Annotated in this window: 12 protein-coding genes; 7 read left to right on the forward strand and 5 right to left on the reverse strand. The window is 43.3% G+C overall.

Annotated features, from left to right (window positions below):
- Positions 1–132: 132 nt before the first annotated feature.
- From FCV43_RS12710 to rdgC, 3 genes are all read right to left on the reverse strand, one after another.
- Positions 133–387 carry a YfhL family 4Fe-4S dicluster ferredoxin gene (locus tag FCV43_RS12710; RefSeq protein WP_084654890.1) on the reverse strand — a complete coding sequence of 85 codons (255 nt, stop codon included), beginning with the start codon at positions 385–387 and terminating at the stop codon, positions 133–135.
- A gap of 2 nt (positions 388–389) precedes the next feature.
- Complete coding sequence (yegQ, locus tag FCV43_RS12715) at positions 390–1,793, reverse strand: tRNA 5-hydroxyuridine modification protein YegQ (protein WP_136995413.1); 1,404 nt, start codon at positions 1,791–1,793, stop codon at positions 390–392.
- A gap of 154 nt (positions 1,794–1,947) precedes the next feature.
- Positions 1,948–2,862, reverse strand: a complete 915-nt coding sequence (rdgC, locus tag FCV43_RS12720; RefSeq protein ID WP_029203489.1) for a recombination-associated protein RdgC — start codon at positions 2,860–2,862, stop codon at positions 1,948–1,950.
- A gap of 191 nt (positions 2,863–3,053) precedes the next feature.
- On the opposite strand from rdgC, the gene phoB reads away from it, so the two are divergent.
- The 7 genes from phoB (at position 3,054) to phoU (ending at position 11,702) form a co-directional block, all read left to right on the forward strand.
- Positions 3,054–3,743: a phosphate regulon transcriptional regulator PhoB gene (gene phoB / locus FCV43_RS12725; protein WP_136995414.1), complete on the forward strand. Its 690-nt coding sequence runs from the start codon at positions 3,054–3,056 to the stop codon at positions 3,741–3,743.
- Positions 3,744–3,785: 42 nt separating this feature from the next.
- A complete protein-coding gene (phoR, locus tag FCV43_RS12730; RefSeq protein ID WP_113796608.1) occupies positions 3,786–5,084 on the forward strand; it encodes a phosphate regulon sensor histidine kinase PhoR in 1,299 nt (432 codons plus the stop codon).
- Positions 5,081–6,076: a PstS family phosphate ABC transporter substrate-binding protein gene (locus FCV43_RS12735; RefSeq protein WP_136995415.1), complete on the forward strand. Its 996-nt coding sequence runs from the start codon at positions 5,081–5,083 to the stop codon at positions 6,074–6,076. Before phoR ends, FCV43_RS12735 begins: the two co-directional genes overlap by 4 nt.
- A gap of 128 nt (positions 6,077–6,204) precedes the next feature.
- A complete protein-coding gene (locus FCV43_RS12740; protein ID WP_136995416.1) occupies positions 6,205–8,424 on the forward strand; it encodes an ABC transporter permease subunit in 2,220 nt (739 codons plus the stop codon).
- 38 nt (positions 8,425–8,462) lie between these two features.
- Positions 8,463–10,139: a phosphate ABC transporter permease PstA gene (gene pstA / locus FCV43_RS12745; RefSeq protein WP_136995417.1), complete on the forward strand. Its 1,677-nt coding sequence runs from the start codon at positions 8,463–8,465 to the stop codon at positions 10,137–10,139.
- Between the two features lie 2 nt (positions 10,140–10,141).
- On the forward strand, positions 10,142–10,960 hold the full coding sequence (pstB, locus tag FCV43_RS12750; RefSeq protein ID WP_017053742.1) for a phosphate ABC transporter ATP-binding protein PstB: 819 nt from the start codon (positions 10,142–10,144) through the stop codon (positions 10,958–10,960).
- Positions 10,961–11,003: 43 nt separating this feature from the next.
- Entirely contained in the window at positions 11,004–11,702 is a 699-nt protein-coding gene (gene phoU, locus FCV43_RS12755) for a phosphate signaling complex protein PhoU (protein WP_017053743.1), read from the forward strand.
- Between the two features lie 31 nt (positions 11,703–11,733).
- Here phoU and FCV43_RS12760 read toward each other — a convergent pair whose 3' ends face one another.
- Both FCV43_RS12760 and FCV43_RS12765 read right to left on the reverse strand, forming a co-directional pair.
- Positions 11,734–12,474, reverse strand: a complete 741-nt coding sequence (locus tag FCV43_RS12760) for a copper homeostasis protein CutC (RefSeq protein WP_136995418.1) — start codon at positions 12,472–12,474, stop codon at positions 11,734–11,736.
- Between the two features lie 294 nt (positions 12,475–12,768).
- Positions 12,769–13,377, reverse strand: coding sequence for a peroxiredoxin C (locus FCV43_RS12765; protein ID WP_017053745.1), 609 nt, complete (start codon positions 13,375–13,377; stop codon positions 12,769–12,771).
- Positions 13,378–13,468 lie beyond the last annotated feature (91 nt).

Below are 13,468 nucleotides of genomic sequence, written 5' to 3' on the forward strand. Positions count from 1 at the left end.
GCCTCAGCAGAAATGCTGAACTTTATTCGAGAGCATTTAGAAAGAGCTGCGAGTCCGGTTAACTTCGTGGCTCTACAAAGCAAAAAAAAGCCCCAACAACTGAGTTGTTGGGGCTTTTGCATGATTGGAGTATTAAGCAAAACCTTGGATAATTACAAACTTCTCAAGGAGCTGCTCTTCACTTTCAACATGTTTTGGATCTGTGATTATGCATTTCGTAATAGGGCAAACTGATTGACAAGTTGGCTTGTCATAGTGTCCCTTACATTCAGTACATAAATTAGGATCGATCTCATAGATGCTGTCACCCATTGTAATCGCACCATTTGGACATTCAGGATCACACATATCACAGTTGATGCAGCTATCTTGAATCAGTAATGCCATTACTACTTACCTGTTGGATTTCGGGTGTCTTGCCCTTCACTAAGGTTACGCATTAATAAACCGAATTCTAAATCCATATCTTCAGGCACTGGAATGAAGACAAAGTGGCCATTGCCTTTAGCATCATCAATTTCTTGAGACTTGCGGTTTTCCATTTTTTCTAAAGTGAAGACAACGTTTCCATTTGGAGTCATTAATTCTAGGCTATCGCCCTTGATGAATTTGTTTTTAACTTCAACTTCAGCTAACTCACCTTTGCGAACGCCAGTGAACTCACCAACAAATTGTTGAGAGTCTGAAATAGAGTAACCGTATTCATAATTTTGGTAGCTGTCGTGAGTATGGCGACGAAGGAAGCCTTCGGTGTAGCCACGGTGCGCTAAACTTTCTAAAGTACCCATTAGGCTTTCGTCAAATGGTTTGCCTTCAACGGCATCATCAATTGCTTTGCGGTACACTTGAGCGGTACGAGCACAGTAGTAGAAAGACTTAGTACGCCCTTCGATTTTCAAAGAGTGAACACCCATCTTAGTTAGGCGCTCTACGTGTTGGATTGCGCGAAGGTCTTTAGAGTTCATGATGTAAGTACCATGCTCATCTTCAAAAGCAGCCATCTTCTCTTCTGGACGATGAGATTCTGAAAGTAGAACAACTTCATCAGTTGGTTTGCCTAAACCGAGAGTATTGTCTGGACGCTCCTCTTGAACTTCAATCTCTTGAGTTTCAACTTCTTGTATAGCAACACCAGTAGGGTTTGCGGCAACAATTTGGCCGTTCTCGTCTTCTTTAGCTGCTTCAGCTTTATATTCCCAGCGACACGCGTTCGTGCATGTACCTTGGTTTGGGTCGCGCTTGTTCATGTAACCAGACAGTAGGCAGCGACCTGAATACGCCATGCATAGAGCACCGTGTACGAAAATTTCTAATTCAGTGTCAGGACAGTGTTCGCGAATCTCTTCAATTTCTTCTAGCGATAGTTCACGAGATAAGATTACTCGCTCTACGCCTTGAGTTGACCAGAATTTCACAGTTGCCCAGTTAACGGCATTTGCTTGTACCGAAAGGTGAATAGCCACTTCAGGGAAAGCTTCACGAACCATCATGATCAAGCCTGGATCCGACATAATTAGAGCGTCTGGGCCCATATCAACGATTGGTTTTAAATCACGAATGAAGGTTTTTAACTTTGAATTATGTGGTTGGATATTACATACCACATACAGCTTTTTACCTTGAGCATGCGCTTCATTAATGCCGATCTGTAGGTTTTCATGGTTGAATTCGTTGTTACGAACGCGAAGGCTGTAACGTGGTTGACCTGCATATACAGCATCTGCACCGTAGGCAAAAGCGTAACGCATATTTTTAAGGCTACCCGCAGGGGAAAGGAGTTCTGGTTTAAACATTGCTTAATTCTCTAGTTCTGATCACAAGTCAGGTCGATGTCACCGAGTGATATCGAAGGGGCGCAAATTTTACGTCAATTACAAGTGAGAGTACAGAAAAGAGAATGCCGAAAGAAAATCTCTCGGCATTATATAACGGTTGATGCTTGGGTTGTTACGCTTCTGGGTGAGGAAGGCCGCCTAATGTTTCATATAAGTTAGGCAAGAAAGCGCCTAGCTCTGCACACATTAGAGAGAAATCTGCATCAAAACGCGCAGCCTGATCTTCTCTTGGAATATCGTCATTCTCATCTTTCAACTCATCGCAGAATTTGAGTCGCTTGATACTGCCATCTTCAGCAAGAATAAACTCAATGCGATCTTGCCAGTTTAGAGCCAATTTAGTCACAAGCTTATCTGCGTGAATATGGCTTAGAATTTCATCCGCTGAAAGCTCTTGTTTTTTACAACGAATTACGCCGCCATCTTCAAGAACGGATTTCAATTCAGCTTCATCAAGCATTGTTATGCCTTGAGGGGTATCGCCACTCTTAACCCACTCGGTTAAGGTTGTTTCAATAGCTTGCTCTGGGATCGCAGGGACAACAGGCAAGCTGCCCATTGTTTTACGTAAAAGTGCTAAAACATCTTCTGCTTTTTTGTAGCTACCAGAGTCAACGAGGATCATGCCTTGCTTAGGAAGAATAAGAGCAAACGTAAGACTGCTGCGGCTGAAAGCTCGTGGCAGAAGATCGATAATGATGTCTTCTTTTAGGTTGTCTTTCTCTTTTTTCTTTAGAGGGCGACCTTCTTGCGCTTCCATCATATCCACTTTCGCGTTTAACGAATCTTTGATAACAGATGCAGGTAACATTTTTTCTTCTTTTTTAGCACAGATTAGAATGCGATCTTCAGAAGTGTGAGTCATCATGTCGCCATGTCTGCCCATTGCATTTACCCAGCCAAATTTTTGTCTGTCTTGGCTGCCACAAGGAGTGAAGCGAAACTCTTCCAATTGTTTTTCTAGTTGATCTGCATTGAAGTCGATACCGCGGTTAAAGCGATACACCATACAGTTTTTAAACCACATATTATTTCTCTGAGCTTGTAAGAAGGAGCCCATGATAGGAGATTTCAAATCTTTTGTCCTACTCCAAATTCAAAATATCACAATGAATATGCTAATAAACTTATATTAATAATTGTTTTCAAAGGTCACAAAAGTGTCATAATTAACCTTGATAATGCTTTGCGTCGATGAATTATAAAGGTTAATCAATAATGTCTAGAAGGATTCTGGTTGTTGAAGATGAAGCACCCATTCGTGAAATGCTGTGTTTTGTTCTTGAGCAGAAAGGCTATCAAGCGATAGAAGCGGAAGATTACGATACCGCGGTGAATAAACTCTGTGAACCTTTCCCCGATCTTGTTCTGTTAGATTGGATGTTGCCTGGTGGCTCTGGAATTAACTTCATTAAACATATGAAGCGTGAAGAGCTGACTCGAAACATTCCTGTCGTGATGCTAACGGCTCGTGGAGAAGAAGAAGATAAGGTTAGAGGTTTAGAAGTTGGTGCCGATGATTACATCACCAAGCCATTCTCTCCCAAAGAGCTAGTAGCTCGCCTTAAAGCCGTGATTCGACGTGTAACACCGACTGCACTTGAAGATGTTATTAATGTCCAAGGGCTGAAATTAGATCCTGTTTCCCATCGTGTGACTGCGAATGAGGAGCCGTTAGATATGGGACCAACTGAATTTAAGATGCTGCATTTCTTCATGACTCATCAAGAACGTGTTTATAGCCGCGAACAGCTGTTGAATAATGTTTGGGGTACTAACGTATACGTTGAAGATCGCACTGTGGATGTTCACATTAGACGTTTGAGAAAAGCGTTAGAGCAGGGCGGACATGATAAGTTAGTTCAAACCGTCCGTGGTGCTGGCTACCGTTTTTCTGTAAAAGCGTAATGAAGGACTAAGATTAACTAGAGTGACATATCGGAGATTTGAATGGTTGAACGACTGACCTTAAAAAGGCTGGCATGGGAGCTGGCTTTTTTTTACACCCCTTGGATTATTGTGGGGTGGATCTTCGGTTACATGCCGTGGCTACTCTTCATTGCCACCGCTCTACAATTAGCTTGGCATCTGCATAACCAAATGAAATTATCAACATGGTTATGGGATGAAAAGCGTTTAACACCACCTTCTGGAACCGGTAATTGGGAGTCGCTATTTAATGGCATTTATCGGTTGCAGCAGCGACAGCGAAAAAAGCGCAAAGAGTTAACGAACTTAATCCGTCGATTTCGTAACGGTGCTGAATCTTTACCCGATGCGGTTGTTGTCTTTCGCAGTGAAGGCAATATTGTGTGGTGCAACAAACTCGCCCAGCACCTTTTAGGTTTTCACTGGCCTGATGATAATGGTCAGCCAATTTCCAACTTGATTCGAACCCCTGATTTTATTAAGTATCTCAACAAGCAGGACTTCTCTGAGCCTCTTGAGATGTGCTCTCCATTAAACGTAGAGCGGATGCTTGAATTGCGTATCGTGCCATATACAGAAGGCGAGCACTTGATGGTTGTGCGTGACGTTACCCAACTCAAGCAGCTAGAAGGCATGCGTCGTAACTTCTTTGCCAATGTTTCTCATGAACTTAGGACTCCTATGACGGTGCTCAAAGGCTACCTAGAGATGACAGAAGATCCCGATATGGTGGTTGGGCCGATGTGGCCAAAGGCTCACGGTGTGATGACAGAACAGCTTAACCGAATGAATAGTTTAGTGAGCCAACTACTCACATTATCTAAAATTGAAGCCGCACCAATGCATGAGTTAGATGAAGTCGTCAACGTTCCATTAATGCTAGAGAACCTTGAAAAAGAGGCTCAAAGCTTGAGCGGTGATAGAGGACATCGACTCGACTTTCAAATCGATCCAAAACTGAAAGTACTTGCCGATGAGGATCAACTACGCAGTGCGATCTCCAACCTTGTTTATAATGCGGTTAAATACACACCTGAAGGGGCGGAAGTAAAAGTTCGCTGGTATCAATCGATTCAGGGAGCGTGTTTGGAAGTGTCTGATAGCGGAGAGGGAATCGAGCCACAGCATTTACACCGGTTAACTGAGCGTTTTTACCGAGTAGATAAAGCTCGCTCAAGAGATACGGGAGGCAGTGGACTTGGTCTTGCGATTGTAAAACATGCGCTTACTCATCATGATTCACACCTTGAAATCCAAAGTACAGTCGGGATTGGGAGTAAATTCTCATTCATTTTACCTAGTCGATTGATTGTTAAATGATGAAGAAAATGAAGTCCTTACCTTTTGTAAAAGTGATGACTTGGCTGACTATCACCATGGCTTCTGTGCTGAGCTTTCGAGTCATGGCTCAGTTACCAGATTATCAACGGGTGTTTGGTGTTTCAGGAAGCTTACTTTCTGTCGGCTCAGACACGCTTGCTGGAATGACAACGCTATGGGTTGAAGAGTTTGAATCGATATACCCTAACGTTAATGCTCAAGTTCAAGCTTCGGGTTCATCTACCGCGCCACCAGCATTAACTGAAGGTACGGCGCATTTTGGGCCGATGAGTCGACCGATGAGATTACGCGAAATTGAGGCATTTGAGCGAGAGCATGGTTATAAACCGACAGTATTGAAGGTGGCAATTGATGCTATTGGCATATTTGTTCATCGAGATAACCCGATTCAAGGCCTTAATTTTCAGCAGATAGATAGCATTTTTTCCGTCACCTTGAGGTGCGGGGCGACCAAGTCACTAAACAACTGGCACGAACTCGGTTTAGATAGTGATTGGTCGAAGCGGAAATTCCAGTTGTTTGGCCGTAATTCAGTCTCTGGTACTTATGGTTACTTTAAACAAAATGCCCTATGTGATGGTGACTTTAAAAAAGGTGTTAATGAGCAACCAGGGTCGGCATCTGTTGTTCAGTCCGTTGCCTCATCTATCAGTGGGATTGGCTACTCTGGTGTTGGTTATCAAGTCGCAGGGATCAAATTAATTCCAATCGCGAGATCTGGCGATGACTATATTTATCCAACACGTAAAAACATCTTAAATGGGCGTTATCCTCTCTCTCGTTTTTTATATGTTTATGTGAATAAGCATCCAACTAAACCATTAAGTAAGGTTCAATCTGAGTTCATTCGATTTATTTTTTCGAGGCAAGGACAAGAGCTTGTTCGAAAAGATGGGTATGTGCCGATTAGTCAAAGTCTCGCGAAACAGGAACTCGCGAAAGTTGAATTAACGTTATCTGACCAGAATTGACTAATTCATTGTTATAAAAATAAATTAGTCGGAAATATTACTGACAGAACTCGTCACTTGAGTTGTAATATATCTGTCATTAAAATGACATAAACTTAAGGTTTGCTCAAAAGAAGGTAGAACAGTACATGGCTCAAGCCGAGTTTTCACTCAAAGAACAGGATCGTAAGCGTTTTATTCAAGATCGCCTGATTCGTCTTGTAGTGACATGTGGCGGCGTGAGTGTACTGGGCGCTTTAGTGCTTATCTTTGTCTATTTGGCGATCGTGGTTGCACCAATTTTCTCGGATGCGAATATTGAGCCGGCAGATATCGATACTCAAATCTCTGTTCATTCGCCAGTCGCGATTGGGGTGAATGAGTACGGTGATCATGCTTATACATTTGATAAATCAGGATCATTAAGCTTTTGGTCTTTGACTGATAAAAAACCGCAACCTGAATTTACCCAGAAAATTGCCCCGTCCATGTTATTTGCTCGTAGTGATGCTTCCTCCGGTTGGTTAGCTTCAGTCGATGCAGAGAGCAACATAACCCTCTTCAAGCCAGTGTTTTCAACCAGTATTAATAAAACAGGTCGTTATTTTGATCCTGATGTTGAGTTTTTCAATAACGGCACCGACTTGTCGCTTTTCGATGATTCAAACCCATTGAGCTTACTTGGGTTGTCAGCACAACCGAGCAGCATGACTTTAGTTGGCCAAGCGAGGGATCGAACGGTGTCAGTCCTGACCTTAAAAAAAGGACTAGAGTTGAACCAAGAGAAGGACGCTTGGTTGCCTCAAAGGTTTACCTTCCCGACCGCATTTCCTACCTTGGATCAAATCTTGGTTACACCTAATGGTCAGCAACTGTTCCTACGTTCGGGTTCTGAATTAATGATTGCGATGAAGCATGGCAAGCAATTCCGCATTCGAGAGATTGTTGATTTGACTCAAGGGGACCAACAACAACAGGTGAAGAATATTGACCTATTGTCAGGTGCGTATTCTCTGCTCGTCACTTATTCAAACGGTCTTGTTTCTCAATGGTTTGATGTTCTTCAAAATGAAGTCCGATCACTGACCCACATTCGAAATTTTCAGTTAGCGCCTGAAGTGGACTTTTTACTTCCCGATATTTATCGCAAAGGCTTTTATAGTTTCTATCAAAATGGCACGTTACAAAGTCATTATACGACCAGTGAAAAGCTGGTTTTGTTTGAACGTCCGTATTCAAAATCCCCTGATCTTGCTGCGATGTCTAAAAACGAAAAGCATTTATTAGTCCTATCCGGTCAGCAACTCAATGTTGCGAAAGTGAATAATGACTTTCCAGAGATATCGTTTTCATCGCTGTGGAATAAAGTCTGGTATGAGAGTTACCCGGAACCCGAATACGTTTGGCAGTCGACATCGGCCAGTGATGAATTTGAAGAGAAATTCAGTTTAGTGCCGATTGCGTTTGGTACATTAAAGGCGGCGGTATTTGCGATGATTTTTGCTGTGCCGATTGCGGTGTTAGGTGCGATCTATACGGCCTATTTTATGTCTCCAAGCATGCGCCGAGTGGTTAAACCGACCATTGAACTCATGGAAGCATTACCCACGGTGATTATTGGTTTCTTAGCGGGGTTATGGTTTGCGCCGATTGTTGAAACTCATTTAACAGCAGTAATGGCATTGCTCATCATATTGCCTTTGACAACACTTGTGGCTGGAGGCTTATGGCACTGTGTCCCTCAAGCGGTCACTCGTCGTTTGCCTAATGGTTGGCATGCGGTGATCTTGATCCCTGCGTTGTTGATTTCCATCGTAACCGTATTCTTGTTTGGCACTGATATTGAAACGATACTGTTCGCTGGCGATGTGAAGCTGTTTCTGTCTAGCTATGGAATCGACTTTGATCAACGTAACGCCTTAGTGGTGGGGTTTGCTATGGGGTTTGCGGTGATCCCGACGATTTTCACTATCGCGGAAGATGCTATTTTTTCTGTGCCTAAACATTTGTCTGATGGCTCGTTAGCTTTAGGGGCAACACCGTGGCAGACCTTATTGTATGTGGTGCTGTTAACGGCTAGCCCAGGGATTTTTTCTGCGGTGATGATGGGGTTAGGCAGAGCGGTTGGAGAGACCATGATTGTGTTGATGGCGACAGGGAATACACCGATCATGGATTGGAATATATTCGAAGGGATGCGCACACTTTCTGCCACGATCGCCGTTGAACTTCCTGAATCAGAAGTGGGCAGTTCTCATTATCGATTGCTGTTTTTGGCCGCATTATTACTGTTCATATTTACTTTCGCTGTGAATGCTCTTGCGGAAGTGGTTCGACAAAGGCTTAGAGATAAATACCGTGCATTGTAGCTTTCAATATTGTTCATTTATCAGCACAGAGTTCACTTATGTTTAAGTGGCTTCGATCTGGCTCACCTTGGATTTGGCTTACTGGTGGAGCCGTGAGCATCAGCCTGTTATCCGTATTAGGCTTACTTTTATTGATTGGTTGGAAAGGACTCACTTACTTCTGGCCTGCTCCTCTGTATCAATGGGAAGTAGTGAATAACAATATCTTGCCTCAAAGTGTGGAGGCGAACCATCGACTTATCGGTCAACTTTATCAGCGAGACTATATCCCGATAGATCATATTGTGGATGCAGAGAATAAGTTGCCAGCAGCCGTTTTAGAGGAGGGTGTTGTCGGGCGATTGAGTATCAAAGTCGCTAATCGAGAGCTTTATCCCGCAGATTTTGTCTCGGTTCTTGAGCCTGAATTAACGGCGTCGACTCAGCCAGCAGAGTGGGCCGTAATAGAGAGAACTCGAGGTGGTGACTTCTTTGGTAAACCGATAGGCTTTTCTAGTTTAGACGGCATTCGAACTAAGAATATTCACCAAGAGCTGATTCGAGGACTCGACTTTGCGGACTCATTACGATCGGAAATTGATCGTATCAGTAATCAGGAAATTCGTTTAATCAGCTGGCAGCTTGAACAATTGCGTCTTAAAAAACGAAAATATGAGTTGAATGAGGAACTGAATGAAGAGTTCATCGTCTCTTATCAACAAGAAACGCAAGCGTTAAATGAAAAGCTGTCAGAATCAGAAAAAAATCTGGATTTGCTTAACTCACAACTACAAATAGAGTCGTTATTGCTTGAAGACATGAGTGGTCAAAAAACACGAATACCACTTAGTCAGATTTTAGATATTTGGTACCCCAACCAGATGAGCTACACCGAAAAAGTGGCGCATTGGGGAAAACAGGTCTGGAAGTTTTTGTCTCAAAACCCACGAGAGTCCAACTCTGAAGGCGGTGTTTTTCCTGCTATCTTTGGTACGGTATTTTTGGTGATAGTGATGTCTATTATCGTCATGCCTCTTGGGGTTGTGGCGGCAATATACTTACATGAGTACGCCAAAAGTAACGCCTTTACGAGAATTATTCGGATAGCTGTGATTAACCTCGCGGGTGTGCCATCCATTGTCTATGGTGTCTTCGGCTTAGGCTTTTTTGTTTATACCATCGGTGGATCAATTGATACGCTGTTTTATACCGAGAAACTTCCGGCTCCAACATTTGGCACTCCGGGGTTATTGTGGTCAGCATTAACATTAGCAGTGTTGACATTGCCAGTGGTGATTGTGACGACGGAAGAAGGATTAACGCGGATCCCAAGCTCAGTTCGGCATGGTTCGTTAGCGTTAGGTGCGACACAGTTTGAAACCCTATGGCGAATTGTCTTGCCGATGGTTAGCCCTGCGATCATCACTGGGCTGATTCTTGCGGTTGCGCGAGCGGCAGGTGAGGTTGCCCCATTAATGTTAGTTGGTGTGGTTAAACTCGCGTCGAGCTTACCTGTGGATGCTCAATTTCCATACGTTCATTTAGAACGCAAATTCATGCATCTGGGCTTTCATATTTACGATATCGGTTTCCAAACATCAAACATTGAAGCTGCGAGACCACTGGTTTATGCCACTTCATTTTTACTGGTGACGGTTATTGTCGGGCTGAATTTAACTGCGATTAGTATTCGTAACAATTTACGCGAAAAGTACCGAACCCTAGGACAAGACTGATTATGTTCTCATTAAGTGACACTCTAGGTTATCAAGCGCCGTTGGATGTACATAAACTAACGGATGAGCAAACCGCGATCTCAATTGAAGGTCTTAATCTTTATTACCAGCAGACTCAAGCGCTTAACGATATTTCAATGCGGATACCTAAAGGTAGAGTCACCGCATTTATTGGGCCTTCAGGTTGTGGTAAGTCGACCCTGCTACGCTGCATTAATCGTATGAATGATTTAGTGGAAGGCTGCCGCGTCGAAGGTGAAGTTAAGCTATACGGAAATAATGTGTATCACCCTAAAGTCGATGTGGCGACATTACGCCGCCGAGTTGGGATGGTATTCCAGCGTCCCAACCCATTTCCTAAATCGATTTATGAAAATGTGGTGTATGGACTGCGGTTGCAAGGTGTCAAAAATAGCCGAACCTTAAATGATGCCGTTGAACGTTCATTACGCGCGGCTGCCTTGTGGGACGAAGTAAAAGATCGTTTGCACGAAAATGCCTTTGGACTCTCAGGAGGGCAACAGCAACGTTTGGTTATTGCGCGGGCCATTGCTATTGAGCCAGAAGTGTTACTGCTTGATGAGCCGACATCTGCACTGGATCCTATTTCTACACTGACGATTGAAGAGTTGATCAGTGAATTGAAAACACAATATACAGTGGTCATCGTTACTCATAACATGCAGCAGGCTGCGAGGGTGAGCGATCACACGGCATTTATTCATATGGGAAAATTGATCGAGTACTCAGATACCGATTCAATTTTCACCTCACCATTGAAAAAACACACAGAAGACTACATTACAGGTAGATATGGATAAAATAGTCATTATGATGATTGAGCACTCTTTATAAGGAATTTTCATGCAGTTTGGTCGACACATTTCAGGTCAATTTAATGTAGAGCTTGAGTCTATTCGTACCCATGTGTTGACGATGGGAGGTTTAGTTGAGCAACAGCTTTCGTTTGCCATGCAAGCGTTGCATAAAGATGACATTGATCTGGCGAAAAAAGTGGTTCGGGATGATCATAAAGTGAATTCGATGGAGGTTTCTATTGATGAAGCATGCACTCGTATTATTGCTAAGCGACAGCCAACGGCAAAAGATCTGCGATTAATTATGGCGATCATCAAGACGATTACCGATCTTGAGCGCATTGGCGATGTGGCAAGTAAAATTGCAACCGTCGCGATTGAGAGCCCACCACTGAAAGATCAAACGTTTCAAATATCTCTTGAGCCTCTGGGGCGACAGGCCATTGCAATGCTACACCAAGTGCTGGATGCGTTTGCTCGAATGGATGTCGACGCCGCCGCGAGCGTGTATAAGCTAGATGATAAATTGGATGCGGAATACGAAGCGGTTATTCGTCAATTGATGACCTATATGATGGAAGACCCTAAAAGCATCCCCAATATTATTCAAGTGATGTGGTCGGCGAGAGCGATCGAAAGAGTTGGCGATCGCTGCCAGAATATCTGTGAATACATTATTTACTTCGTCAAAGGTAAAGATGTACGTCACTTAGGTGAGCAGAGTATTGATGACCTGCTGAAATAGCTAGAAGTGGCTGTTGAAAGCCACTAGTTAGCTAAGAACATAATCTGTCCAAAACCGCTGCGATTTTTTTACTGTCTGTTATTGGAATAGCAAAGTCATCACTATCACCCATCTTGGCTTGGTTCGATACTAACGTCATATGGCTTTCACGGGTCGATTTTCCTGAAAGGTGCAACGATTTAATGCCAGTCTGCTGAGTAATGAGTAGAGCATTATCCGCAGTGACGCCAGCTCCAGCCATAATGTCTACACGGCCACTGGCTTGAATTACCATCTTTTTAAGCACATCAAGCCCATCAATGGCGGTAGGTGCTAGCCCTGAAGTGAGTATTCGCTCACAACCTAAATTTACAATATCTTCAATAGCTTGAGAGTAATCTGCACATTGGTCTATGGCTCGATGAAATGTAGCACCTAATTGGCATTCAGTCACCACTGTCATGATACGTTGAGCTAAGCGCATATCGATAGAACCATCAGCTTTCAGTACACCAAATACAATCCCATCAACGCCTGCGGTGGCTGCTGCGTGTATATCTTCAATCATAGAATCAATATCATCAGCGCTGTAAAGGAAATCACCTTGTCGAGGCCTGATCATGGCATAGATTGGAACTGACGATAGCTGAGCGGCTAATTTCATCAAACCGAAACTTGGCGTTAAACCACCTAACGCTAAAGATGAACAGAGCTCAATTCGAGTCGCGCCTCCCGCAATCGCATGATGAAGAGACTCTAAGTTATCGATACAGACTTCAATTTGATAAGACATGTAAATCCTAATTGGCGCAATTTAATAATATAGAGCTTAACAAGATTTACGGTTGGTTTATGCAATGAGCGTAGGGAAAATAGAGGTAATGTTTTACAAGAATCGATTCCTCATTTTAAAGACAGTAAGAGTGCGATATACAGATATCATCTCGTGGGACTAAAACGAGAAAAGCCCGAAGCGTAAACTTCGGGCTTTTTTATTTGGCTAACTAATGACTTCTTCCGATTGGCAGTGCGTTTCTCGCTTATATTGTCCAACCATCAACCCGTTTGAGCGCGGGTGAAGGAGTTATTATTTGCTTAGGTCGTCAGCGTGCTCAGATAGGAATGCTGCAACACCTTTTGGAGATGCGTCCATACCTGATTTGCCTTCTTCCCATTGTGCAGGACAAACTTCACCATTCTTCTCGTGGAAGTTTAGTGCGTCTACCATGCGTAGCATTTCGTCGATGTTACGGCCTAGTGGAAGGTCGTTAACAACTTGGTGACGAACAAGACCGTCAGCATCGATTAGGAAAGAACCACGGAAAGCAACGCCTGCTTCTGGGTGCTCAACATCGTATGCTTTGCAGATTTCGTGCTTAACGTCAGCAACTAGAGGGTACTTAACTTGACCGATACCGCCATCTTCGATAGCAGTGTTACGCCATGCGTTGTGTGAGAATTGTGAATCGATAGAAACACCAATTACTTCAACACCTTTAGCTTGGAAATCTTCTAGACGATTGTCAAAAGCGATTAGCTCTGAAGGACAAACGAATGTGAAGTCTAGTGGGTAGAAAAATACAACAGCTTTTTTACCTTTAGTGAACTCTGCGAAGTTGAAGTTATCAACGATTTCGCCGTTACCTAGAACAGCTGCTGCAGTAAAGTCAGGGGCTTGACGACCTACTAGTACCATTTTGAAATCTCCTAAAATATGATGACCAAACATCTTTGTTTGGGCTTTCGTTTCTACGGGACAAACTATAGTACAAACGTTACTATAGAAA

It is taken from the genome of Vibrio genomosp. F6 (assembly GCF_005146325.1).
GTDB lineage: Bacteria > Pseudomonadota > Gammaproteobacteria > Enterobacterales > Vibrionaceae > Vibrio > Vibrio cortegadensis.